Consider the following 23,942-nt stretch of genomic DNA (forward strand, 5'->3'; position numbering starts at 1 on the left):
ATGTCAGGATGGCATTGCTCGTGAGCTCGCTGCCGTTGTCGCTCACCACCATCTTGGGCTTGCCGCGCTCGGCGACCAGCCGGTCCAATTCCCGAGCGACCCGGGCGCCCGAGAGTGAAGTGTCGGGCACCAGCGCTAGGCACTCGCGGGTGCAGTCGTCGACCACGGTCAGGATGCGGAAGCGCCGGCCATCGGTCATCTGATCCGACACGAAGTCGAGCGACCAGCGATCATTCGGGAGCAGCGGCACCGTCATCGGAGTTCGTGTGCCGAGGGCCCGCTTGCGGCCACCTCTGCGGCGCACCGTGAGCCGTTCCTCCCGGTACAGCCGGAACAGCTTCTTGTGATTGACCGCATAGCCCTCCCGCTTGAGCAGGACGTGCAGGCGACGATAGCCGAAGCGGCGGCGCTCATGGGCGATCGCCCTCATGCGCTGCCGCAGCCCGGCATCATCGGCCCGGCTCATCTGATATCTGACTGTCATGCGGCAACATCCGATGGCTTTACACGCCCGCCGTTCGCTCATCCCGTGAACACCCATGAGATGTGCGACAGCTTTCCGCTTCGCCGCAGGCGTCACCACTTCTTTCCCAGGAGATCCTTCAGCGCGGCATTGTCCAGCATGGCGTCCGCCAGCAGCCGCTTGAGCCGCGTGTTCTCGTCCTCCAGCGTCTTCAGCCGCTTGGCCTCCGAGACGTCCATTCCGCCGAACTTGGCCTTCCACTTGTAAATGCTGGCGTCGCTCACGCCATGCTTGCGGCACAGATCGGCGACCGGAACGCCAGCCTCGTGCTCCTTCAAAATCCCGATGATCTGCTCTTCCGTAAAGCGGCTGCGCTTCATGCTCTGGTCCTCGTTGGGCCAGAACGAACTTCAAACTGGATTAAGCCCGAGGGGCAAGGTCAGGAGGGATCGAACCTCCGAATGACGGAATCAAAAGCTACGGGCGTCCGCTGTAAATCAACGCTAATTCTGAATTTGGCGCAGATTCTAGCCCTAGTACCCGGCGGACAGAACCTGGGATGTGCCGGTTCCGGCATCGACTGCGCCACGCTGTACATCCGCAATGTTGGCCGAGACCAACTGCGTTCCCGCGCCCGTGTGCTGGACATTACGCGAGATATCCTGCGTGACAGCGCCCTGCTGCTCCACGGCCGATGCGATCGTCGACGAAATCTCCTGCAGCTTCTCGATTGTGATGCCGATCTCGCGGATGGCACGGACCGATTGCTGGGTGGCGGACTGGATGCTCGATAGCTGCTGGCCGATCTCGCCGGTGGGCCGCGTCGTTCGCGACTTTGACATGGCCGGCAGCCAGAAAGAACGACGCAACGGCGGCTCCCCTTGGTCAAAGCTCGCGGACCCGGCGAGGATGCGCCTTCGTATGCCATGCCCAGGCTGACCTGATGATCGTATGCAGGTCCGATCGCAATGGGCGGAACTGGAGATCGTCGTTGGCAGCTGTGGGGTCCGCCACCAACGTGGAGGGGTCACCGGGGCGACGATCCTTCATCGTTGTGGGCGGCGCAGAACCGGTTTCCCGCTCAATGGCGTGCAACACCTCTTTGACCGAATAACCCTTGCCGGTTCCGAGATTGAACGCTCGTCCGACAATTTTCCTTTCGTTTCTCATCAAGGCATGGATCGCCCTCACATGCGCATCTGCCAAATCGCTGACATGAATGTAGTCCCGGACTGCCGATCCATCGGGAGTATCGTAGTCATCCCCGTAGACGGCGAACTCATCCAGGTGTCCCTGAATGACCATCAGCGCCCGCGGAATCAGATGAGTTTCGGGGTCCCGAAGTTCGCCGATGAGCCCGCAATCATCTGCCCCGCAAGCATTAAAATAGCGCAACCGAATCGCGTTGAACCCAAATGAAGCCTCGAAGTCCCCGATGATCTGCTCGGCCATCCATTTCGACCTGCCGTATGGATTTACGGCATGCCCTGCTTGGGCTTCTCTGATGGGCATCCTAGGTACTTCGCCATAGACTGCGCCGGTGCTCGAAAAAACAATGTTGGAGCATCCGGCCTTGCGCATGGAGTCGAGCAGCGTCAGCGTGCCGACCACGTTGTTACGATAATAAATGTGAGGATGCGATACAGACTCACCCACCAGGCTCGATGCCGCCAAATGAATAACGGCCTGGATCTCAAACTCCCTTAGCGCTGCAACGAGGCTCCGTTCGTCCAGGATGTCCCCCGTAACAAGAGGTCCCCAGTTCACAAACGATCGATGGCCGATTGCAAGGTTGTCGTAGCAGACAGGCTCAAATCCAGCTTCCCTAACTGCCTTGCAACAATGTGACCCGATGTATCCGGCTCCGCCCGTAACAAGAATCCGCCGCCCAGCACCCATGCAAGAACTCGCTTTCTTCAGCCGCAACCTTCCCGCCTCGCAACCTCAACCAATGCGATCAAATATCGACACGACACCTTTTGATCGATACCATGGGTTATCGTTGTGGTCGACCGGCTTGCTCTAGTCCCGCTCATTCGGGTGACGGCCTCCAACGTGCTGCAGTCGTCGTAGCGATCCACTCAAGGCAACGATCCGGCCAGTTTGCGACCTCGCCGCCATGAATTCCGAGGCCAAAGCCATGGCCGCCGTGATCACAGATCATGGCCTCCACAGGCACGGCCGCCGCGCGCAGCGCCTCAAGATAGACGAAGCTATTCTCTGGCTTGGCGATGGTGTCGTCCCGAGCGTGAACGACAAATGTCGGACAGACGCCTGGCGTGACGGCCCGCTCAAACGAGTAACGTCCGGCCACGGCATCGGATGGAGACTTCCCGAGCAGGGCCTTGCGTGATCCAGCATGGGTAATGGCTCGATCCATTGAGATTACGGGGTAGACCAGGATGGCAAAAGCCGGCGATCCCGCCGACCGCGAGGCCCATGCCACCATATGCCCGCCGGCCGAGAAGCCCATGGCGCCGATCCGATCGGAGCGGATCCCCCACACCGTCGCATGGGCGCGCGCTACCGCCAGCGCTTCGTCGAGATCGGCCATCGGCAACGGCAGGGCGGTGTCCGCCCGATCCGATTGCGGCAGCCGGTATTTCAGGACAAGGCCGGCGATGCCCCGCGCCGCCAGCCAGCGCGCGACGTCATGACCTTCCTTGTCGATGGTGACGCCGGCATAGCCGCCGCCCGGACAGATGACGATCGCCGCTCCGGTCGCGATCCGCCGCTCGGGCAGGAACACCGTCAAGGTCGGCCGGCCGACGACGCGCACCGACCGGTCGGGACGACTGACGCCACGCTCTTCGATCCGATCGGCCATCGCCGATCCGCCGTTCCTGGTGCACAGCGCCAACTCGATCGGCAGCCGCCCGTCGCCCGTCGTCGTCCATGACGATCCCATCTGCAGGACCCCGCGCAGGACGTGCTCGACGCCCTCGATGGCTGGCAGTGCCAACGTCTTGGCAGAAGATGTCTTGGCTGAAGACGCCGCTGCCTCCAAGCCCACAGCGGCATAGCGGCCGCGAACCAGCCGCACGAGGCGCGCAATGCCGGGTTGGGGACTGTCCGTCACGACGGGAATGCCGAACAGGACGCCCAAAACGGCGCCCCAGTTCGCACCGCGCGACGACGGCGCGTAGAGAGCCGCGGGTCGACGGCTACGCAACTGCCAAGCCAGCCGCATCAGGCCGGAGAACCGCGTGAGTCCGGCCGGCCAGAGTTCCGGCGCAAACCAAGTGGGATCGAAACCGTCGCGCAAGGTGGCGGCTCGCGCCAGCGATGCCGCGTCGGCATCGTCGAACAGAATTGCCAATCGGAACGGTGTGGGCGCCTTCATCGCCCCGGCCGAAGCGCACGTTGTGCTGTTCATCGCGTCCGCAGACCGTCAGACCACGTCGGCGAAGCCGCGCTTCGTGCGCATGAAGAAAGCATAACCAGCGACAGCGACAACGACGCCAGCGGCGAACATCGCGCCCAGCCTCCCCCATTCCGGCGCAAGCCCCAGCACGGCGACCTTGCGCGCATCATCGACCAGCGCGGCAATCGGATTGAGATCGAACAGCCATCGGAATTCCGAGGGGACGCTGCTCAGCGAATAGAAGATCGCGCTGGCAAACATGAGCACTGTCAGCAACAATGGCACCATCGCGTTGAGATCCCTGACAAACACGCCGAGACTGGACAGCAGCCAGCTAAAGCCCAATGCAAAGCAGATCAACGGCGCGACCACGAGCGGAAGCAGCGTCGCCGTGGCCGGAACCGTACCGTGCGCCAGCAGGACGCCACAGAAGAATGGGACGAAGCTGACGATCATCTGCACGAGCGCGGCCGCCACGGCCGACAGCGACAGAATCTCCAGCGGGAAAACCACCTTGGTGACGAAGTTAGGTTTCGAGACGACCAGAGCGGGCGAGCGTCCGACCGCCTCGGCGAAGAAATCGAATAGGATCAGCCCGCAGAACATCGAGAGCACGAAGTCCAGCTTGCCCGCGCCACCGCCGAGTTGCGGCTGCAGGATGAAGCCGAAGACGACCACATAGACAGTCAGCATCCCCAGCGGCCGCAACAGCGACCAGACAACGCCCAGATACGAGCCGCGGTAGCGCGCCAGAATATCCCGCAAGGTAAACTGCCGAAGCAGCGTGCCGTGCGCGACCAGTCTGCGCACGATTTCCCACGGCAACAGCAGTTGCGGCCAGGAAAAATGATCTCGCGATTGCTGCACGGCCGCCATGTTACGTCGCCCCCGCTACGAAACCATAAGTATCAACAAGTTTGACAGTAGCGCCAAACGAGTGCAAGCAAATAGCTGAATTTCGCAAACCGACAGCGACGATTTCGCATCCTTCTCAGGCACAGCGCTCATGACGACCGAGCATCAGGATCGCTTTCCGCCTTGGGCTCTGGCGCTCTTGACCTTCGTCGGATCGGCGCTGATCGCGTTGCCCTCGTTTCCCGGACGGATGAATGCCGATGCGCTCGACCTGTATGGCCAGGCACTCGGCGACCGCTTTCACGACTGGCACGCTCCTCTCGTGGCCTGGCTGTGGAGAATGAGCGGCGCCTCTCCGACCCTGGTCGCGGGGCATACCACGCTGATCGTCTTCGCGATCGTTTACGCGGTCGTCCTCACCTTGCGCGCCAATGGCCTTTCGTCGCTGGCGGCGTTGCTGGCCGCGTTCGGATTCGCGTTGTTCCCACCCGTACTCAACCACCTCGTTGCGGTCTCGAAGGACACCTGGGTGGCCGCGCTATTCGTCGCGACCTTCGCGATGTCCTCAGCGGCCGCGCCAGCCAGGCTCCTCCATACGCGCGCAGCCCTGATTGCGCTCGCGCCATCGATACGCCCGGAGACCGTTCTCCTGCTGCCGCTGTTCATTTGGGGCGAGTACGTCCTGGCCGGACGAAAATTGCTCCCGGCCGCCCGCTTCGCCGGGGTCTTGCTCCTCACCGCCGCCGGGCTAGGCCTGTTCGTCGCAAAAGTCGTCAAGCCTGAAGCCCGGCATGCCGAGGGCGGGATCTTTCTGTTCGACCTCGCCGGCATTTCGATCCGGACCGATCAGCTCTTGCTGACTCCCGCGAGCTTTCCCGCCAACGATCTTGCTGTGCTGCAGCGGCACTACTGGAGCGACAGCCTGTCTCCGATCGCATGGGCGAATCCCGAAAGCGAAATGGTGCGGTTCGTCGTCGGCGACGACTTGGCAGAACTGCGTCGCCGCTGGGAGAGCGCCGTTGTGGCCTATCCGCTCGCATATCTCGACACCCGCAGCGTCATCGTGCGCGAGTACCTGCGCGGGCATTGGACGTACCATCCCGGCATCGATTCAAATCCTCGTATTCACCTCTTTTGGCCGAAGGCGAACGGAATGGTGAATGCCTATCTCGATGCCGCGCCTCAATGGCTCTCCAGCCATTGGCTGCCGATGATCGGAGCCGTCGTCCTTCTGGCGGCCATAGTGCGGCTGAAGCTGCATCGGCGTCGACCAGAGTGGATGGTCTATCTGGTCGTGGCTATCGCCTATCAGGTCATGCTGCTTCCCCTCATCGTCGTGCCGGATTATCGGTTCGGATATGCGGGCGTGATCCTGTTCTTCCTGATCCTTGGGTTGACGTCGCGCGATCTCGCGCTGATGGAACGAGCGCGGACTGTGGGCGATGACCATGGGACCAAGGCGGAGGGCGTCGCCGGCGGGCTGGCCGCGCCGGCGTCGACGTCCGCGGGATTACCGGGTCAGAAGCCAATAGACCGCGCGCTGCACCGGTGAGCCCCGACGATTGCGGCCGGCATGCCAATAATCGTGCCGGAGCACCCATCGGAACGACTGCGGTCGCGCCAGCATCCGCAGGCTGTGTGGATAGGCCAGCAGTCGTCTTGCGTATACGGCACCGAATCCTTCTCCGTGCGGAATATCGCCGACATGACGCGCCTCCGCTTCGGTCGGATACTGCAGGAAGCGCTTCAATTGCGCCGCCGCCGCGTCCTTGGACAAGGCGAGGTCCGGAAACCGGACCTTCAGCGCCAGATAATCGTCGACGAATTGCATCGCCCCTTGTTGCATGCGCACGATACTCTCGACCCTGTAGGGCTCGAGATCGGTGAACGCCCTAACGGGAGAATAGTTGCCGTCGGCGTCGCGCTCCATACGAACGATCGTGCCCTCCGTCGCCGAAAACAACAATTCGACGACTTCGACCCCCTCCCAGATCAAGCGCCGGTAGTCGTCCGGTTCGCCCCGCCGGAAAAGGTAGGCGTCGTGGGGATATTTCTCGTCGGGCAGAACGATCTCGTGCGCGAACCCATATGTGCCGAGGTAGAGTCCGGTAATCTCCGGGCAATCCCCCCTCTCGCGCAGCATATCGGTGATCGACCGCTGCATCGTACCATGCCACCCGACGTCGATCAGGCCAACGCGGCGGCCCCCCACCAGACCGGAAGCGCTCAAATAGTCCAGCAGAACCTCACGTTCCTCGCGCGCGTTCTCGCAGATCGGTCCTACAAGCCCGAGGAACAATTGCCGCAGGCGTCCATAATCCGCCTCCGTCTTGACCTCGTGGTCGGGGCCGCTAAATCCAGCCGCACCGAAAGCTCCCTCATGTTTGCGCCAGTCGACGCCAGCGCGCTCGATGAATTGCGCCGCTGTAAGCACCGATGTCCCGCCCGACAGAAACCGGATGACATCCTCATTGAGGTCCTTGATCGCCGCCACGTTAAGCGCACGCCTCGAACCATAAAGATAGTGCGTCTCTTTGACCGCTCCATCTGTCGCGGCGGCCAGCTTGTCATAGACCTGCTGCATCACGAGCCCTTCACGGGCCAGGAAATACAGGGCGTCCAAGCGGCGCGCCTTAGCCTGCTCAATCAACCATTCCGTGAAGCCGACAAACAGCGGACCGGCCGTTACATAGCCGAAATCCTCCCAAAAGCTCTCCTCGCGCGAGACCGGCACGGCGTCCCGTCTTGCATGGGTGATCCGGTTGGCGATCAGCCCCTGCGCGACCGACCTTGCCGCAGATGCAGGCTCCGATGTCTTCCACACCTTCGAGGCGCGGTGAGAGCTCATATACGCGTCCATGCAGCGCCGGTAATGCCAGGTCGACATTCCATGCTTCCGTCCCATCTCGATATCCGCACGGATGTTGTCGCCGATGTGGAGCCAGCGCTGACCTTCACCGGGCAGGCGCGCTCGCGCTTCGGCATGGAGCTCGCCGGTTGACTTCGTCTTCTTCGAGACCGACGAAACCAGCAAGGCTTCATGGCCGTCGTAGCCCGCATTCCGCAGCAGATCGGCGATCACGCGCTCCGGAAGGTACGAATCGGAGATGAAGGCGATTCGCTTGCCGCGATCGCGGCACCAGCGATAGGCATCATGAATGAACGGATTGCGCCGGCAGACGTCGAGCTCCGCCTCGATTTCCATTTGCGCAACGGATTTAGACAAATCCGAATCGATCGCCAGGAGCTCGGAAAGGGTGTCGTAGATTTCGTCCAACGTGACTTCCCGGGCACGATGGCTTTGCCAGGCGCGTTCGCGCGCCAGCCGCTCCGCATCGCGCCGCGCCGCCGCGAACTGTATTGAATCTGCGCCGAGCCTGCGGCGCACAGCCGGCTCCATCAACAGAAAGAGATCATCGGGCTCCGCCAACGCGCGAAGAATCGACGTATCGAAGACGTCGAATGAAACGACGTCGGCGTCATCAAGTCTGGATTGGAGTTCCGCGTCCATGTAGCTTTGCATGCTCAATCGTATTTTCTTCGGCGAAAGACGCGATGAAGAAAGCCCTTGTCCTGGCACCGTTTTCGAAGCCACGCCTCCAATAGAAACATCTGCCACGAAATATTGGCCAGGGTGCCGATCCCGGTGCGTCCGCTATTCAGTTCCTGACGAAGCCATTCGTTGCGGAGGAAGACGCTGTAGTTCTCATGCTGGTGGCTCTGATCGACGACCGAATTGCTGTATTCGACCGCGCCGGCCGGCAAACGATGGTGATAATAGGCCAGGCATTCGCACACCACTCCGATCTCGAAGGATTGCAGGAATCGGACATTGAATTCCCAGTCACCCAGAACTGGAAGATCCTCCCGGAATGGGCCGATCTTCACCAGCGCATCTCTCCTGAACAGGAACGAGATCGGCGGGAACATGTTTTGCGCCAGCATGCGAAACAAATGCACCCCCTTCACCCAGGAATTGAAATCGTGTCGTTGCACGGTCTCGATCCGGTCCTCCCTTATGGATTCGACGACTCTCTCCGTGTGGGTGATCACGCCGGCCAGTTTCGGAAACGTCGCATTCGCCTCCATATAGGCCACAGTCTTACTGAGGAAGTCCGGTCGCCATGCGTCATCATCGTCGTGAATAACGATATAGCGGCTGGATGACGCTTCAACGCCTTGATTTGACGCGGCTTCCATGCCGCGCGATGTATTATTGTGGATGACGTGGCAACGACCTGCATAGCGGCCCGCGCGCTGGGCGATCAGTCCGTCGACCGTGGCAGGATCGCCGCCGTCGTTGACCACGACGTGAATCCAATTCTCGAAGCTCTGGTCCAACACGCTGTCCAGGGCGCGCGGCAACAGCAACGGACGGTTCCTGGTCCGCGTGATCACCGCAACAGTGTCATCCATCTGATGATATCCCCAATCCATCCCGTCAATCACCGTCGGAGCGACGAACGATGCCGATCGCGCGCAACCAGCCAGAATGCTGCCGTCTTTCCAGTTCGCCGACGCGCTGTTTGAACCTCTCGCTTTCCTGCCACCAGCGGTCGGTCTGCTCCCTCTGCCATTGCAAGTCGATGGAGGCGCGGTAGCGCTCGACGAGCCATTCGCCGCGGTAGAGATAGCCGCGGATCTTGTCCGGCACGCCTTCCGCGAGCCCGGCGCGGTACCAGTGTTCGCCCTTGGGAAAGAGGATGCCGAGCCCCCACCGGTTCAGGAATTCGAAGTGCGGATGGCGCTGCTTGATCTCTGCCCAGAAACGGGCGGACTCGTAGCCCGATGACGGCGCGATATCGTGCATCAGGACGATTCCGTCCGGGGCAAGCTTTGGCAACCAGGTGGTGAAATCGCTGCGAACCGCATCATACGTGTGCAGGCCGTCGATATGCAGCAGATCGATCGAATCGTCGTCGAACGCTTCCGTCGCCTGATCGAAGCGGGCGCGATGCAGCACAAAGCGATCATCGGCGAACAAGCCAGCCATCGTCTTCGCGGCCGTCTCGTACACTTCGCCACCGTAGTGGCCGCAGTGCTCGTCGCCTTCCCACGTATCGATGCCAACGACCCGGCTCGGCAGATCGCGATCTTTGACCGCCTGGCAGAAGGCAAAATAGGAGCAGCCGTAGTGAACGCCGAGTTCGACGATCAGGCGCGGCCGCGAAAAGCCGACAAGATCATACGCGAAGTCGCGGTGCCCCTGCCAGGGGGATATCGCGAGCTGCGGGTTCAGGACATCCGACTCGTAAGCTGGTTCGCTGACGACCCAGGCTGGTTGCTGCGACAAGTCGGCGGAATGCTCGGGCTCGATCATACGCCACACCGGATTGATGGAGGCGCTGCCGAACCGGGGGCTGGCCAGGCCGTGGAACCGCCAAACGGCACGATGTCGAGCTTCGTTATCGGGTTGTTGAAGATGCCGTGGATCGCCCGACCAGGACTGATGGCGTTGAGCTTGACGACGCTATGAGCCCAGCATTGGACGACGTGCCGCAGCGGATCCGTCCCCTCCCCAATGCCGACCGTAAGGGTGTAGTCGCCCGGCTGGATTTCCGGCCAGACAAATTCGAGCCGCACCAGGTGTTCGCCGGGATCGAGTGCGACGACGCCGCGCGCGAGGCTACAACTGTTCTCGCCGCAGATTTGATTGCCGAGACGGTCGCTGAGCAGATAGCCGACGATCACGTGCGTCTTCGTTGCGGCGCACCCCAGCAACAGGTCGACGCTGATCCGGTCGCCCGCCTGAACCGTACCGGCCGGAGCAAGATCAGGTTTGGTGACGGCGACCCGCCTGATCCGAACGTCCCCCGCCCCGCTCAATTGCGACGACTTGAGATCAATCCATGGCAGCCGCTCGAACCTGTTCGCGTCCATGTCCACGCCCGGCGCGGCGCGTCTGCCGAGCGCTGCGGAGCCGGCGTCCGCCACGGAACGGTCGCGTCCGTCGGAGACGCGGTGCGACATCCCGATGTAGAAATCGACTGCATCCCTGGAGCTTCCGGCGAAGACGATTTCGCCGCGGTCGAGCACATAGGCGTATTCGGTCACGCTGCGGATCGCCTGGAGGTCGTGCGTGACGAAGACCTTGGTGACATCGGCCATGGCCTCCCTCATGTGGCGGATGCATTTCTGCTGGAAGAAGATGTCGCCGACGCTCAGCGCCTCATCAACCAGCAGCACCTCCGGCTTGAGACAGGCGGAGGTGGCGAACGCCAGACGGACGGTCATGCCGCTGGAATAGGTCTTGGTTGGTTGGTCGATGAAGTCGCCGATGTCCGCAAACGCGGCGATTTCGTCGAATTTCGCGTCGGTTTGCCGCCGGCTCATACCGCGGATGGCCGCATTCAGATAGACATTCTCACGCCCCGAAAAGTCCGGATCGAAGCCGCTGCCAAGCTCGAGCATGGCGGCAATGCTGCCGACGACGGCGATCTCGCCCTGGCTCGGCGTCAGCGTCCCAGCGAGCAGCTGCAAGAGCGTGCTCTTGCCTGAACCATTGCGGCCGATGATACCGACACTGGCGCCGCGCCGCACCTCGAGCGAGACGTCATGCAGGGCGTAGTAGTTGCGCACGGCGCCATGCGACAATCGCTCGCAGGTGTTTCGCACCGTGGCCGGCAGGAACGGCAGTTGGCCAAGCCGCCCGAGCAGCGGCCCATGTAGGCGCGCCGCCGGCGACGACCAGACCGTATAGGCTTTGGAGACGTTCTCGACTTTGATGGCGAGTGATGGCATCTGCGCAGACTGCGGACGAAGGCCATGCCATCAAACATCAACGAGCAGGCCCTGGCAATTGCAACCTTGAAGATGTCCGATATCTATCAATCCGGGGCGAAGAACGGTAGAGAAGAACGACAGAATCGTTGAATACAATTCGTACCGGTATTCTTTCTTGATCTGGGACAACACATTGCCCCGCTGGGCGCCGCTTCTGCCGGCCAAGCTTCGCTTTCGGCACATGCTGGCGGCGCATCACGGCGGACGGACAACGGGCCGGTTCGTGCCTGTCCCGGAGGAACCGCCGCCCGACCTGCGCCGCGCGCCACTCCGCATTCACTTCTGGACACCCAATCCGTGGCCCAGCACCGCAATCCATGTCGATCGGGTCGTACCGGAGTTGCGCCGTCAAGTCGCAGCTCTCGGTCTGCCTTGGCAGATCGATGCCGGAGGCCTCCCCACCGCGCCGGTGGATTGGCTGCTCTGCCTCAAGGCCGTCCCGCCGCGTGGCCTGTGCTCACCGCATCGTACCGTCCTGCTGCAGCCCGACGACGCGGACCGGGTCTGGGCGAATCTCGACCGCTTCGCTCATGTCGTCTCGGTTTCCTCTCCGGTATTCGCATCGTTCTTAGGGACTGCCCATTCCCGCACCTGGTTCATCGAGGAGACCGAAACGGTCGATCTCATCGAGAGCGGCGGCGCCGCGCTCGACGCTGCAGCCCCCTCGCAACGACCGCCACTCTTGTTGTGGCATGGTACGCGGGAAAGCCTCGATGGTCTCGTCGCCCTGAAGGACGCGCTCGCTTCGCTCGGCCGCGACACCAATGCCGAACTCGTCATCCTCACGAACCTTCCGGAGCGGAGCGAACGGTGGGGCGCCCTGCCGGTCCGCTACGCCGCCTGGTCGCCCAAAGCGCTGTGCGCGCTGGCAGCCCAGGCCCGGCTGGGCATCGTCCCGGCGCGGCCGTCAGTTCCCGATTCCTATCTCAAGTCTGCCGGCCGCATGCGTGGTCTGTTCGCCCGGGGATGTCCGGCCATCGGCGACGCCCGGTCGCCGGATGTTGTCGCCTTCAGCGAGATCTGCGGCATGCCGTCGGCGCAGACCGCGGATCAATGGCGCGACGCGATTCGGCAGATCTGGAACGATGATGTGCGGCTGGATCGCATTGCGCGTCAGGGACATGCCCAGATGCGCGCGCATTACAATACGGCTCGAACCGCGGCCCAGTGGCTTTGGTTCCTCGGCGGTGGGGCCGAAGGGCCCGACCGCCACGGTAGCACCCATTCCGCTGCCTTGCCCCGAGACCGCACATGACCGCAACCGGCGAGAACAGCCGCTCCTCTTCTGCGGTGGTGCATCGCCGCACGGCCTCGTCGCCGCTGACGATCGAGCAGGTCCACACCCGCGCGCAACTACACGATTTCATCGTCCTGCCGCGAGTGATCTACAACGGGATGCCGGGTTTCGTCGCTCCGCTCGATTTCGAACGGCGGCAGATGCTTGATCCCCGGCACAATTCATTCTTCACTCACGGGCAGGCAGCCTATTGGATCGCCATGCGGAATGGTCGGCCGCAGGGACGCATCTCGGCCCAGATCGATCACGCTGCCGCCGGGCCGGAAGCGGCCGACATCGGATTGTTCGGGTGTCTCGACGCGATCGACGACGGCGACGTCGTCAACGCGCTGTTCGTGGCCGCGGAGGCTTGGCTGCGTCAGCAGCGGCGCAAGGTGGCTCGGGGACCGTTCCTGCTGTCGATCAATGGCGAATCTGGCCTCCTCCTGGAAGGGCAACAGGAGCCGCCGATGACGCTGTTCCCATGGCATCCCGACTATCTCGATGGTCGCGTTCGCGACGCCGGATACGCGCTCGTCCGAGAGTTGCTCTGCTTCGAGTACAATAGAATGGACGTCGGCACCGAGAGTCGTTTCGAACGATTCTCCTCCATGCGACGTCACGCCGGCATCACCACGCGCGACATTCATCTCGACGCGCTCGACGCCGACATGGAGCTGGCGAGGCAGATCTTCAATGATGGTTGGCAGGACAATTGGGGCTTCACCCCGACCACGCAGTCCGATGTGCGTGCACTGACGGCCCAATTCAAGCCGATGCTGTTTTCGGACGCTGGATTCTTCATCGAGGTCAATGGCGAGCCTGCAGCATTCATGCTGGCGATTCCCAACTTGTTCGATGTCGCCGCCGGGCTCGGGCCTGTCCCGAGCCTCGTCGGCTGGCTCAAGCTGTTCATCCGCATCAAACGCGCGAAGTACCGTTCCTTCAGAATTGTCCTGCTCGGCATGGCCTCGAAATACCGCAGCAGCGCTCTCCGCGCAGCGATTACGGCCGTCATGGTCGAGGAACTCTGGAAGCGCGGATCGACGCTGGGCATCGACCGGGCAATAGCCGGGTGGGTTCTCGACAACAACCCCCTGGCGCAATCCCTGACGCGGATCGGATTGCGACAGTCGCACACCTATGGAGTCTACGAGAAGAGCATTGTAGACTGACTTGAAGTTGCCATAATCAGGCAGCGCAACCTGGCACGCAATCGGAGGCACGATTGACCCAATCGAATGTGGAAAAGGCCGCTCTTGCCGCCTCCCTGGCCGACCAGATCCTTGAAGTCATTGTCAGCGAAGGGAAGATCGACCCGGCCAAGACGATCCCCGATGCGACGCTGGAGAGTCTCGAGATCCAATCCATCGACGTCGTCATGATCCTGATGGCGATCGAGGAGAAGTTCGGCGTCTATGTGCCGATCGACGGCGGCATCGCTGACGTCAAGGACCTGAGCGGATTCGTGCAACAGATCGAAGCCCGCATTCTGGTGGAGCGCAGCTGACGTGTCGCGCCCTCGCGTCGTCGTCACCGGCATGGGCGCGGCTTGCGCGACCGGCAAGGGCATTGACGCCCTCTGGCGCGCAGCCCGCGACGGACAAAGCGCCGTGGGACCGCTCGAGTTCGAGCGGCCGGGCTCGAACCAGATCAAGCTCGCAGCGCAGATCAAATCCTTCGCCCCGGAGAGCTATGTCGAGGCCAAGGTTCTGCCGTTCTGCGACCGATACGCGCAGCTTGCCATCGTCGCTGCGGATGAAGCCCTGTCCCAGGCGGGCCTTGCGCGCGAGGAGCGCCAAGGACCGACGACCGCCGTGATTCTCGGAACCGGCGTCGGCGGCATCACCACCATCGACGAGCAGTGCTACAGCGCCTACGCGACGAAGTCCCGTCTCAATCCGCTGGCCATTCCGCGCATCATGAGCAGCGCCGCCACCTCGCACCTGAGCATACGCTACGGCTGCACTGGCCCGACCTTCACCATCACCAGCGCCTGCGCCTCATCGGCCCAGGCGATCGGAGTAGGTACCTCGCTGGTCCGGTCCGGCGCGGTGGAGCGGGCGATCGTTGGCGGCAGCGAATCGTCGATGACCGCGCTGAATATCCGCACCTGGGAATTGCTGCGAGTGCTGACCCCTGATGCCTGTCGGCCCTTCTCCACCGGCCGCAACGGCATGGTGCTCGGCGAGGGCGCCGCCATCATGGTGATCGAAAAACTCGAGACCGCGCGCCGACGCAACGTCGAACCGCTGGCCGAGATCGTCGGCTATGGCACGTCGAGCGATGCTTTCGACATCGTTCGTCCCGACCCCAATGGCGCTCGGTCCGCGATCGAACAGGCGATCGCCGACGCCGGGCTGACGCCCGGCGATATCGACTATGTCAACGCCCATGGCACCGGCACCGTCGCCAACGATATCGCCGAGGCCGAGGCGCTGCAGCGCGTGTTCAGCGACCGGCTGCCCCGCCTCGCAGTGTCGTCCACGAAGCCGATCCACGGCCACGCACTGGGCGCCGGCGGGGCGATCGAACTGGCGATCACCATCATGGCGATGCGCGACAACATTGCGCCGCCGACCATCAACTGGCTCGGTGCCGATGCGAAATGCGGCATCGACCCGGTCGCCAATGCGGCGCGCGCGATGCCGATCCGCGTCGCCATCTCGAACTCCTTCGCCTTCGGAGGCGTCAACGCATGCCTCGCCGTCGCGCGGGCGGATTGACCCTGAGGGATCTGATGTGAGCGGGCCGGACAGCGCGCAGGATCAGGTCAGCATCGGTCCGATTGCGGTCCGCGCTGACAGGGCGGACGTCGCTGCCTTCGTGTCCGCGCTGGGGCTGCAGCGCGGCTTCGGCCCCGTACCGTTTTCCTTTCCGATCCGCTGGCTCAGCCTTCCCGCAATCCGACCAACCGTGATCGGCAGGCTCGGGCTCACCGATGAAATCGTCGTGCAGCAATCGCAGACCTTCACCTATCATGAAGGCCTCGGCCCCGATCGCGACTACGGCTTCGCAGTCGAAGCCCGTCGCGCGCGGACCCCAACGGACCGGACGCTCTTGGGCGGGACCGTGTGCGATTCCGAAGGGCGGATCGTCGCAACGCTCGACACACTGTTGCGCACGTTTCGTCCCGACGCAGCACGCGACGCCGCACTCCGCTCGCGCCCGATGCCGGACTCGAGCTTTCCGGTGATCGAGACCGGGCCGATCGACATCGCGCAGACCGAGAGCTACGCGGCGGCATCGCTCGACGACAATCCGCTCCACAGCGATCCCGCGACGGCTCGCGCCGCAGGTCTCGACGGCCTGATAATCCACGGCATGCTGGCTATGGGGCAGATCGAAGGCGCGCTCCGCGACTGGATGCCGGCACTGCGGATCAATCGCATCCATGGCAATTTCCTGTTGCCCGTTCCAGTTGGCAGCCGCCTCCTCTTCTCCGGCCGTGTTGTCAAGCGAATGCCGTCGGACGTGCCGGGTAGCGGTCGCGCCGAGCAGTTGATCCTGCGCGTTATCGTCTCGACCGATGCGGGGTACGCAGCATGCGTCGCTGAAATCGCGGCGCGCCACGACGGCTGAGGATCGCACATCATGTCCGCCTCCAGTTCGATCGTCATCACCGGAGCCAGCAGCGGCATCGGCCGCGCGCTCGCGATGAACTATGCCGCGCCAGGGATCCACATGGCGCTGTCCGGCCGGGACGAGGGCCGCCTGGAAGAAACGGCAGCACAATGCCGGGCCAACGGCGCAGCCGTCACGACCGCGTCGATCGATGTCCGGGATCGCAATCGAATGGCGGGATGGATCCGCGCCGTCGACGACGCCGCCCCGATCGGGCTCGCGATCGCCGGCGCCGGGGTCACCGCTGGGCTCGGCATCGGCCGGCTGCGGGAAGATCCGGCCGTCGTGCGCAACGTGATCGCAATCAACCTGATCGGCGCCATCAACACCATCGATCCCCTGGCGGAGCGGATGTGCATGCGCGGGCGCGGGATGATCGCCGTCATCGGGTCGATCGGCGCCTTGCGCGGCTTGCCCTCCTGTCCCGCATACAGCGCCAGCAAGGCCGGCCTTCACGCCTATGCCGAGTCGCTTCGTCCTACTCTTGCCGCCCAGGGCGTCACCATCAGCACCGTTGCGCCTGGATTCGTCGACACGGCGCTCAACCGCGACACCGTCTGTCCGAAGCCCCTCATCATGAGCGCCGACCGTGCAGCCGCCATCATACGGCGGCGGCTGGAGCGCGGCGATGCGGTCATCGCATTCCCCCGCCTGCTGGCCTTCGGTCTGCATTTGACCCGCCTGTTGCCGCGGCGCTTGACCGACCTTGCGTTCGCCGCAGTCCATGTCGACGTGCCCGAGCGCACCGAACTCTACAACGAGTGACAGGCGCCGGCGATGGACGCGCTCTCGATGCTCCCGGTCGCCGCAGCGGCATGGTGGGCGATCTCCTGTGCTCTTCGCATCACGACCATCTCTGCCGCATTGGCGCACCCTCGCTTACGGCACAGGTTGGCTACGCGACATGATCGACCGCCGGTCTCGATCGTGATCCCAATCCGCCGGCTGGAGTTCGAAGCCGAAGCGGCCTTCACGTCCGCCTTCGCGCAAGTCTATCCGCAAAGCGAGATTCTGGTCGCCGCCGCGGAAGTCCGCTCGCCGATGATCGAGATCGCCCGGCAGGTCGCTGCGCAATTCCCGGCGGTCGGCGCGCGGATCCTGACCGGAAACGAGCGCATCACTCCGAACCCGAAAGTCAGTAATCTCGCGCCGGCCATCGCAGCGGCGCAACACGACCTGATCCTGATCAAGGATTCGAACATTCTCCTGAGCCCCGACCAACTCGCCGATCTGATGACGAACCTGACCGCCGGCGTCGGCCTCGTCTGCGCGATCCCGGTTGCCGTCGCCCCGACCGGATTCGCCGCCGAACTCGAGCGAGCGTTTCTCAATGGGCAGGCCGCTCCGCTGACGCTGGCACTGTCCGCCGCCGGCGCAAACGTCGGCTTCGGCAAGGTCATGCTGTTCGACCGGCGAGATCTGGCGCGGGCGGGCGGCATCGGATTGATGGCTTCGGCCTTCGGCGACGATCACGCGCTGTCGCAAGGGCTGGGACGCCTCGGCCTGCGAACGGTGTTCGCAGCCAAGGAGATCCGTCAGGCGATCGGCCAGCGGCCGTTCAGCGAAGTCTGGGACCGCCACCAGCGCTGGATGGTCATTCGTCGAATCCAGGCACCGCTGGCCTTCTGCGGCGAGCCGCTGGTCAGTGGCGCTTTCACGGCCCTGTGCGCCGCCGTGGGCGCTGCAGCCTTCGGAATGCCATGGTGGCTGATGGCGGGCGGGACCCTGCTCGGCTGGGTCTTGCTCGACGTCACCTTCTTCGCGGCCAAAGGCTGGGGCTGGTCCTGGATGTCCCCACTCTCTGGATTGTGCCGGGAAGTCCTGCTTCCCGTGATGTGGCTGAAGGCGCTGCTCGACCGCCGTGTGACCTGGGCCGGACTGCCGTTCGACGTTCCCGCCAAGACCACCTGACTAGACCGCCTGACAAGACCGCCTGATCAGAGGCCCGATCGGACCGCCGCCTGACCGATCACCGCCGGCGGTTCATGCCGACGCGCAAGGCCGGCATCGATTGATCCGATCTGCCGGTTCAGGCTTGCGATCACCTCTTTGGAGAACGGCCCGACATGGAGGTAGAGTAGAAATAGCGAGACCACCTGTTTGAGCGCCCTCGGATTGCGGATTGCGCATTCGGCGATGGTCGCAAGGAATCCGCTCAGGAGGTCCGGCCGCCGCGCGGCCACGAACCAGAGCAGGCGCACGACCGTCGCCGCATCGTTCAAAACCACCCGCCAGGGCACCGAGGCATTGATGCGAGCCGGGACCAGCAGGCGGGCGACCGCCCGGATCCGGCCGAAGAAGGCCGCAGGCCGATTGACCCGTTCCAATATCGAGCGGTAGTCGCCCAACACGTCGCGCCGCGCCCGGGCGGTTCGGAAATTGAGGCCCTCGGTGCATTGATCGCCGCCATCGGCGCTGCTGACGAAGCTGAAATCGACGTCAGGGTTCAGCCGCCCCTCGCGTTCGAGTCGTCGCGAGAGCTGGGTCTGCGGCAGCGCGGTCAGCAGGCCGACCATACAGATCGGCAGCCCGGCCGTTTCGATGCAGGAGACCATCTCGTCGGCGATCCGCTCGTGTTCGTTGTCGAATCCAACCACGAAACCTGCGGTCACGAACATTCCGGCACGGTAAACCTTGTGGACGCAGTCGGCGAGATTGCGCCGCATATTCTGCTTCTTCTGGGTGGACAGCAGTGCGTCCTCGTTGGGGCTTTCGATCCCAATGAAGACCGCCCCGAAATTCGCGTCGCGCATCAAGTGCAGGAGGACATCGTCGTCGGCGAGGTTGATCGAGGCCTGCGTGCTGAACGTGAAGGGATAGCCGTGCGCCTTTTGCCAGGCACAGAGATGCGGCAGAAACTGCTTCACCGCCTTCTTGTTGCCGATCAGATTGTCGTCGACGAAATCGACATGGCCGCGATAACCGAGCCGGTAGAGATTCTCCAGCTCGCCGAGCAACTGTTCAACGGTCTTGGCGCGCGGCACCCGTCCGTAGAGCTCGATGATGTCGCAGAACTCGCAGATGAACGGACAGCCCCGCGAAAACTGGACGGACAAAGCCAGATAATGGTCGAGCTTGAGAAGGTCGAAACGCGGGAGCGGACTCCTGGTCACATCGACGGTGAATTTCTCCGCCTCGAACAGCCCGCGGCGCTCGCCCGCATCCCAGGACTCTATGAAGGCGGCCATCGTCGCTTCGACCTCACCCGGCATGCGAAAGTCCGCATGACTGTAGGCATCCGGACTGGAGGTGATGTCGGGCCCGCCGACGACGACCGGTTTGCCGTGGGATTGACCGAGTTCGATCAGGCGCAGCGTGTCGGCTCGCTGCGGGATCATGCCGCCGGTCATGACCATGTCGGCCCAGGCGAGATCGCATTCGCCTACCTCCTCCGCATTGCGATCGATGAGGCGGACCGACCATTCCTTCGGCAGCATCGCCGCGACGGTGATCAGGCCGAGCGGAGGCTCCATGCGCCGCTTGCCGGCAATCCGGCACGTCGTCGTCAGGCTCCAGAACGACGTCAGATCGAAGCGAGGATAGACGAGGAGGACGTTGCATCGTGTCGCTGCCATGAATTCCCTCCCGATCCTGCCGACCGCAGCCGCTCAGTATCCCATCAGACCGCAACAGCGGGCGCAGACCGGCATGAGCCCGTCGCGACCGATGCTCGCCCGGAACTTCCTGTACGGCTCGGAATTCCATAATTCGGTGATCGTCGACGTCTTGACGTTGCCGACGACGTAGTCGTGGTAGTCGCGGCACGGCGAGACATCGCCGTTGCTGTTGATCTCGACCGCCTGGAAGATCGCCGCACATTCGTCATAGCCAAAGTGCTCCTGGTGATCGGTGTAATACGTCGTCAGCTTGTCAGAGCCGGAGATCGGCGGAATCAACGCGACCGCAGGCGATGACCAGCCGGACGATCGTTCCATCACCGCCCGTAGCTGATCGTCCAGCGCCTCCGTGCTGCTGGGCTTCCAGTTTCCGACCCAGCCGTGATGGCGGGTCGGATAGAAGCCGAAGCGGCGAAAGAAATCCTTCTCGTGCGCCTCCGCGTTACCCTGGTCGATCCACCATGACAGATAGAAGACAAACAGATCGACCTTGTCCCGAAAGGCATCGTAGATGTCGACCAGATGCTTGCAGTTGGCCTGCGAGATCACGGTCAGGGCGGCGATGAAGGGCAGCCCGCGGCCGTGCTTCGCCCGCGCCTCGGCAACCGCATCCAGCCCGCGGCAAAGCTCGTGGAAATTGTCGCCGCCGCCCCCCGCGGCCGGTCGCAGCGCATTGTGCAGGTCAGCGCGATGGCCGTCGACCGACACCTGCAACAGGAAGAGCGGCGCCTTGGCCAGCCGTTCGGCGGAGGCAGCCACCCGCGTACCGTTGGTCGCGATGCTCACCGGCAGCCCGAGTTCGGTAGCGCCCTCGATCAGGTCGAGGATGCCGTCATAGAGCATCGGCTCGCCGCCCCAGAAGTAGACCAGCGGGCCATGACCATGGTCGACGAGGTCGTGCAGCAATTCGAGATAGCGACCGGTCGGGATCTCGCGCTCCTTCAGATGCCGGAGGCTGGAGTTGAGCAGATAGCCATTGTCGCCCCACTGGCCGCAGGTATGGCAGCGCAGATTGCAGCGGTCGGTCAGACGGAAGCTCGCTTGGCGAATCCTACCGGCCTCGCCTTCCGCACGACTGATCCGGAACTTGCTGAAAATCCGCTTGTCAGCCTCCATCTGGATCAGTTTGGTTGCGATCCATGGATGCGGAAGGACTCGTCGCGCGTAGCGCGCCGCAGTTAGTATCCCCAGGCTGCTCGTCTTTGCCATGACTTCCCGACCGTCGTCGTCCCATCAAGCCCGATCCGAAGCCGCGACGCCGTGCGGCGCCAGCATCATCTTCCAATCAAGCCAGCTTCACCAACTTCGACACCTGGGCCACGGCGTCGACCGCCGCCCGGATCTGATCCGGCGTGTGGGCAGCGGAGACGCTGAAGCGCAACACCACGTCTCCGTCGGGTGTCGCCGGCGGCACCAACAGATTGACGTAGATGCCGCGATCGAGCAGTGCCTTCCAGAATTCATAGCCGGCGGCCAGCCCCGGCATCCGGATGCTCCCCACGGGGCCGGGGTCCGCGCATGGTCGGATGCCGATCCCGGCGAGGCCGTCATGCATGGCTCGCGCGTTGCGCCAGAGGTCGTCCCGCAATTTCGGCTCCCCTCCGATGAGGTGAAGCGCCCGCCGCGCCGCCGCCACGATCGGAGGTGGGAGCGACGCGGTGTAGAGATACGGCCTGCTCATGAAGCGCAGCGCGCGCAACGCACTCGAATCGCTCACGGCGTAACCACCGATTCCGCCAAGGCTCTTGCTGAAGGTGCCGACGATCACATCGACATTGGCTTCGACGCCGAGATGTTCCGCGATGCCGCGGCCGTAGCGCCCATAGATGCCGAGCGAATGGGCCTCGTCGACGATGACCACCGCTCCATGGCGCCGCGCGACGGTCGTCAGCCCCTTGAGCTCGCCAAGGTCGCCTCGAACGCTGTAGAGCCCCTCGCAGATCACCAATGTCTGCGGTCCGGGGACGTTGCTGCGCGCAAATCGGCTGTCGAGATCGCGGCGGTCATTGTGAGCGAAACTCTCCACCTGGGCGCCACTCAACCGACAGGCATCGAATATGCTTGCGTGGCAATGGGCATCGACAAAAATCATGTCGCCCTTGCGGGCGAGCGCCGAAGTCACGCCCAGATTGGCCATGAATCCCGTGCTGAAAATCACCGCGTCGCGCCGACCATAGAGGGTCGCGATGTCCTCCTCGAGCATCACGTGGAGACGGTGATTGCCTGCAGCGACCCGCGAAGCCGTGGAGCCCGTCCCGTAGTGTCGCGCAGCCTCGACCGAGGCCTCGATGCACGCCGGATTGAAGTTGAGCCCAAGATAGCTGTTGGTACCGAACATCAACGTTCGGCGGCCTGCGACCATAGCGGTGACGGTGTCCACGACATCATCGACGACGATGCTCAGCGGGTTGGTTCGCGAATCGGCCAACCTCTCCAGCGAGTTGCCGAGGCGATCTGCACGCGCCAATATCCCGTTTCCACCGTTGTCCATAAGCCGATCCGTCCAAGTAATCGATGAGTCGCCTGAACTACCAGTCAAGGACACGGCGGCGCGATCGCGTTCGGCAATTGATCGTGCGGTCCATTGGCAAGAGCGGCGGCGCCCCCGTCCCACAAAGCTAGTCCGGCGTGCAGCGCCGGCACGCCGGTCATTCCGAGCCGCATCGAAACGGCGGGCGTGGCGGACGGTGCGGCCATCGCCCCGCCGCGGCGCCTGAGGGCGAGGATGAGTGCCAGCGCCAGCTCGGCCAGAAAGAGCCCGCCGACCGCCCATGTCGTCCGCAAGTCCACCAGCGTCTGCTCGATGGTGAGCACCATGAAGAAATGCAGCGCCCCGATCGCGGCGCAGACGAGCAAGGCACGCGGACCTCGGCTGTCGCCGAAGCTGCGCCAGATGGGAAGCAGTTCGAGGCCGAGCCAGGTGTGGAGGAGCGCGAGAAGCGGGATTCCCAGGCGGTTGAGAGCCTCATGAATCCATTCGCGCGCCGTCCCCGGGTCGGCCATGGCCTTGGAACGGCCATCGAGGAAGTCCTGCAGGGGCACTTCGTCGATGATCGTATAGTCACGCTTGACGCCTCCGAAGCCATATTCGTTCAGTGGTACGAATATACGAGCATAGGCGACGCCCCTGACCTCCGACTGTCCGCTCCGCAAACTCTGAACGGTCCCGTCGAGCAGCACTAAGCCGCTTTCGTCCCCCTGCCTTTCGAACACCGCGTAACGAGCTTTGAAGACCCGCTCCTCGCCGTCGGACATCGCCTGCCGGATGAAGACATCGGCCAGCTCGTTGCCCTTGATGTAGTTCCTGAAATAGAAGACCTGACGACCATGATCGAACTGATTGAAAACGCCGACCTTGAGCAACGCCGGATTTACCCCGCGCCGCAGCGAGAACAGCACGTCGTGGAGATGCCCTGAGGTTAGCGGAACGACCCAACAGGTCAGCAAATAGCCGAGCGCCATCGCGGCGAACGCGACGGCAAAGCCCGGCAACCGCGCAGCGAAGGTCGAGCGACCGCTCGAATAGATCACGATCAGGATCCCATCTGCTGCAAACCTGCCGTATGACCAGACGATCGCGATCGCAACCAGCGCCGGGAGAACATGGAAGAGGATCATCGGCCCAGTGCTGGCGAGCGCGGGCCACACCAAGCTGGTATAGAGCGCCTCTTCGCCCAGATGGCTGATCAGAGAGATCAGAATCACCGGTGCGACGACAGCCGCAACGGCGACTGCCGAAGCAAGCAAGATCTGCCGTGTCAGATATCTGTCAATGACCCCAACTAGCACGCTTCGCCCCTGGCAGCAGTTCCACTCCGGGGGGACGGTCCTTCCTAGGAATCGTTCCCACCACGGCCCCCAAAGCCGTATTGCCGGCGGCTGTCTCTTACCGCCGACACTAGACATACGAAAATTATACTATCTTGGCGAGCATGTCCTGAAAACGCCGCCGGCCATCCA

General features: G+C 63.2%; 19 protein-coding genes and 2 pseudogenes. 8 read left to right on the top strand and 13 right to left on the bottom strand.

The window, feature by feature from the left end:
• The 5 genes and pseudogenes from QW863_RS19725 to QW863_RS19745 form a co-directional block, all read right to left on the bottom strand.
• Positions 1 to 843: pseudogene (locus QW863_RS19725) on the bottom strand (IS3 family transposase); the annotation flags it as partial.
• A gap of 162 nt (positions 844 to 1,005) precedes the next feature.
• A pseudogene (locus QW863_RS19730) lies at positions 1,006 to 1,293 on the bottom strand (methyl-accepting chemotaxis protein); the annotation flags it as partial.
• Positions 1,294 to 1,348: 55 nt separating this feature from the next.
• A complete protein-coding gene (gene galE / locus QW863_RS19735; RefSeq protein WP_315717176.1) occupies positions 1,349 to 2,362 on the bottom strand; it encodes a UDP-glucose 4-epimerase GalE in 1,014 nt (337 codons plus the stop codon).
• A gap of 133 nt (positions 2,363 to 2,495) precedes the next feature.
• Positions 2,496 to 3,806, bottom strand: coding sequence for an alpha/beta hydrolase (locus QW863_RS19740; protein ID WP_315717177.1), 1,311 nt, complete (start codon positions 3,804 to 3,806; stop codon positions 2,496 to 2,498).
• Between the two features lie 48 nt (positions 3,807 to 3,854).
• On the bottom strand, positions 3,855 to 4,703 hold the full coding sequence (locus QW863_RS19745) for an ABC transporter permease (protein ID WP_315717178.1): 849 nt from the start codon (positions 4,701 to 4,703) through the stop codon (positions 3,855 to 3,857).
• A 130-nt stretch (positions 4,704 to 4,833) separates the two neighbouring features.
• Here QW863_RS19745 and QW863_RS19750 point away from each other — a divergent pair, with 130 nt between their 5' ends.
• Positions 4,834 to 6,234: a hypothetical protein gene (locus QW863_RS19750; RefSeq protein ID WP_315717179.1), complete on the top strand. Its 1,401-nt coding sequence runs from the start codon at positions 4,834 to 4,836 to the stop codon at positions 6,232 to 6,234.
• Here QW863_RS19750 and QW863_RS19755 read toward each other — a convergent pair.
• From QW863_RS19755 to QW863_RS19770, 4 genes are read right to left on the bottom strand one after another with little or no spacing between them, the layout of a single operon-like run.
• Complete coding sequence (locus tag QW863_RS19755) at positions 6,193 to 8,205, bottom strand: hypothetical protein (RefSeq protein WP_315717180.1); 2,013 nt, start codon at positions 8,203 to 8,205, stop codon at positions 6,193 to 6,195. The genes QW863_RS19750 and QW863_RS19755 overlap by 42 nt on opposite strands.
• A 2-nt stretch (positions 8,206 to 8,207) precedes the next feature.
• A complete protein-coding gene (locus QW863_RS19760) occupies positions 8,208 to 9,098 on the bottom strand; it encodes a glycosyltransferase family 2 protein (protein WP_315717181.1) in 891 nt (296 codons plus the stop codon).
• Positions 9,099 to 9,123: 25 nt separating this feature from the next.
• Entirely contained in the window at positions 9,124 to 10,002 is an 879-nt protein-coding gene (locus QW863_RS19765; protein ID WP_315717182.1) for a class I SAM-dependent methyltransferase, read from the bottom strand.
• Entirely contained in the window at positions 9,999 to 11,261 is a 1,263-nt protein-coding gene (locus QW863_RS19770; protein WP_315717183.1) for an ABC transporter ATP-binding protein, read from the bottom strand. The genes QW863_RS19765 and QW863_RS19770 overlap by 4 nt, the downstream gene beginning before the upstream one ends.
• Before the next feature lie 319 nt (positions 11,262 to 11,580).
• Between QW863_RS19770 and QW863_RS19775 the strand changes: the two genes are divergently transcribed.
• From QW863_RS19775 to QW863_RS19805, 7 genes are all read left to right on the top strand, one after another.
• Positions 11,581 to 12,720, top strand: coding sequence for a glycosyltransferase (locus tag QW863_RS19775; protein WP_315717184.1), 1,140 nt, complete (start codon positions 11,581 to 11,583; stop codon positions 12,718 to 12,720).
• A complete protein-coding gene (locus QW863_RS19780; protein WP_315717185.1) occupies positions 12,717 to 13,916 on the top strand; it encodes a hypothetical protein in 1,200 nt (399 codons plus the stop codon). The genes QW863_RS19775 and QW863_RS19780 overlap by 4 nt, the downstream gene beginning before the upstream one ends.
• A gap of 68 nt (positions 13,917 to 13,984) precedes the next feature.
• On the top strand, positions 13,985 to 14,251 hold the full coding sequence (locus QW863_RS19785; RefSeq protein WP_315717186.1) for an acyl carrier protein: 267 nt from the start codon (positions 13,985 to 13,987) through the stop codon (positions 14,249 to 14,251).
• A gap of 1 nt (position 14,252) precedes the next feature.
• Complete coding sequence (locus QW863_RS19790) at positions 14,253 to 15,467, top strand: beta-ketoacyl-[acyl-carrier-protein] synthase family protein (protein ID WP_315717187.1); 1,215 nt, start codon at positions 14,253 to 14,255, stop codon at positions 15,465 to 15,467.
• Between the two features lie 16 nt (positions 15,468 to 15,483).
• Positions 15,484 to 16,323 (top strand): MaoC family dehydratase, encoded by an 840-nt coding sequence (locus QW863_RS19795; protein ID WP_315717188.1) that lies wholly within the window; start codon positions 15,484 to 15,486, stop codon positions 16,321 to 16,323.
• A gap of 12 nt (positions 16,324 to 16,335) precedes the next feature.
• The gene (locus QW863_RS19800) at positions 16,336 to 17,130 is read left to right on the top strand and encodes an SDR family NAD(P)-dependent oxidoreductase (protein ID WP_315717189.1); all 795 of its coding nucleotides are present in this window, start codon (positions 16,336 to 16,338) and stop codon (positions 17,128 to 17,130) included.
• A 27-nt stretch (positions 17,131 to 17,157) separates the two neighbouring features.
• A complete protein-coding gene (locus tag QW863_RS19805) occupies positions 17,158 to 18,276 on the top strand; it encodes a glycosyltransferase (protein WP_315717365.1) in 1,119 nt (372 codons plus the stop codon).
• Positions 18,277 to 18,302: 26 nt separating this feature from the next.
• On the opposite strand, the gene QW863_RS19810 is transcribed toward QW863_RS19805, so the two are convergent.
• The 4 genes from QW863_RS19810 to QW863_RS19825 all read right to left on the bottom strand — a co-directional run bounded on the left by QW863_RS19810 (position 18,303) and on the right by QW863_RS19825 (position 23,888).
• Positions 18,303 to 19,802 (bottom strand): B12-binding domain-containing radical SAM protein, encoded by a 1,500-nt coding sequence (locus QW863_RS19810; RefSeq protein WP_315717190.1) that lies wholly within the window; start codon positions 19,800 to 19,802, stop codon positions 18,303 to 18,305.
• A gap of 171 nt (positions 19,803 to 19,973) precedes the next feature.
• Positions 19,974 to 21,191 carry a radical SAM protein gene (locus QW863_RS19815; protein ID WP_315717191.1) on the bottom strand — a complete coding sequence of 406 codons (1,218 nt, stop codon included), beginning with the start codon at positions 21,189 to 21,191 and terminating at the stop codon, positions 19,974 to 19,976.
• Between the two features lie 76 nt (positions 21,192 to 21,267).
• Positions 21,268 to 22,473 carry a pyridoxal phosphate-dependent aminotransferase family protein gene (locus QW863_RS19820; protein ID WP_315717192.1) on the bottom strand — a complete coding sequence of 402 codons (1,206 nt, stop codon included), beginning with the start codon at positions 22,471 to 22,473 and terminating at the stop codon, positions 21,268 to 21,270.
• A 44-nt stretch (positions 22,474 to 22,517) separates the two neighbouring features.
• Positions 22,518 to 23,888: an LptF/LptG family permease gene (locus QW863_RS19825; RefSeq protein WP_315729366.1), complete on the bottom strand. Its 1,371-nt coding sequence runs from the start codon at positions 23,886 to 23,888 to the stop codon at positions 22,518 to 22,520.
• Between the last annotated feature and the right edge of the window lie 54 nt (positions 23,889 to 23,942).

Origin of the sequence: Bradyrhizobium sp. SZCCHNR1017 (genome assembly GCF_032381375.1) — a bacterium.
Lineage (GTDB): Bacteria > Pseudomonadota > Alphaproteobacteria > Rhizobiales > Xanthobacteraceae > Bradyrhizobium.

What these genes read in the sequence shown, in the direction of transcription:
- galE (WP_315717176.1), bottom strand. Translation starts at nt 2,362, where the DNA reads ATGGGTGCTGGGCGGCGGATTCTTGTTACGGGCGGAGCCGGATACATC.
- QW863_RS19740 (WP_315717177.1), bottom strand. Translation starts at nt 3,806, where the DNA reads ATGAAGGCGCCCACACCGTTCCGATTGGCAATTCTGTTCGACGATGCC.
- QW863_RS19745 (WP_315717178.1), bottom strand. Translation starts at nt 4,703, where the DNA reads ATGGCGGCCGTGCAGCAATCGCGAGATCATTTTTCCTGGCCGCAACTG.
- QW863_RS19750 (WP_315717179.1), top strand. Translation starts at nt 4,834, where the DNA reads ATGACGACCGAGCATCAGGATCGCTTTCCGCCTTGGGCTCTGGCGCTC.
- QW863_RS19755 (WP_315717180.1), bottom strand. Translation starts at nt 8,205, where the DNA reads ATGCAAAGCTACATGGACGCGGAACTCCAATCCAGACTTGATGACGCC.
- QW863_RS19760 (WP_315717181.1), bottom strand. Translation starts at nt 9,098, where the DNA reads ATGGATGACACTGTTGCGGTGATCACGCGGACCAGGAACCGTCCGTTG.
- QW863_RS19765 (WP_315717182.1), bottom strand. Translation starts at nt 10,002, where the DNA reads ATGATCGAGCCCGAGCATTCCGCCGACTTGTCGCAGCAACCAGCCTGG.
- QW863_RS19780 (WP_315717185.1), top strand. Translation starts at nt 12,717, where the DNA reads ATGACCGCAACCGGCGAGAACAGCCGCTCCTCTTCTGCGGTGGTGCAT.
- QW863_RS19800 (WP_315717189.1), top strand. Translation starts at nt 16,336, where the DNA reads ATGTCCGCCTCCAGTTCGATCGTCATCACCGGAGCCAGCAGCGGCATC.
- QW863_RS19805 (WP_315717365.1), top strand. Translation starts at nt 17,158, where the DNA reads ATGCTCCCGGTCGCCGCAGCGGCATGGTGGGCGATCTCCTGTGCTCTT.
- QW863_RS19810 (WP_315717190.1), bottom strand. Translation starts at nt 19,802, where the DNA reads ATGCTGCCGAAGGAATGGTCGGTCCGCCTCATCGATCGCAATGCGGAG.
- QW863_RS19815 (WP_315717191.1), bottom strand. Translation starts at nt 21,191, where the DNA reads ATGGCAAAGACGAGCAGCCTGGGGATACTAACTGCGGCGCGCTACGCG.
- QW863_RS19820 (WP_315717192.1), bottom strand. Translation starts at nt 22,473, where the DNA reads ATGGACAACGGTGGAAACGGGATATTGGCGCGTGCAGATCGCCTCGGC.
- QW863_RS19825 (WP_315729366.1), bottom strand. Translation starts at nt 23,888, where the DNA reads ATGTCTAGTGTCGGCGGTAAGAGACAGCCGCCGGCAATACGGCTTTGG.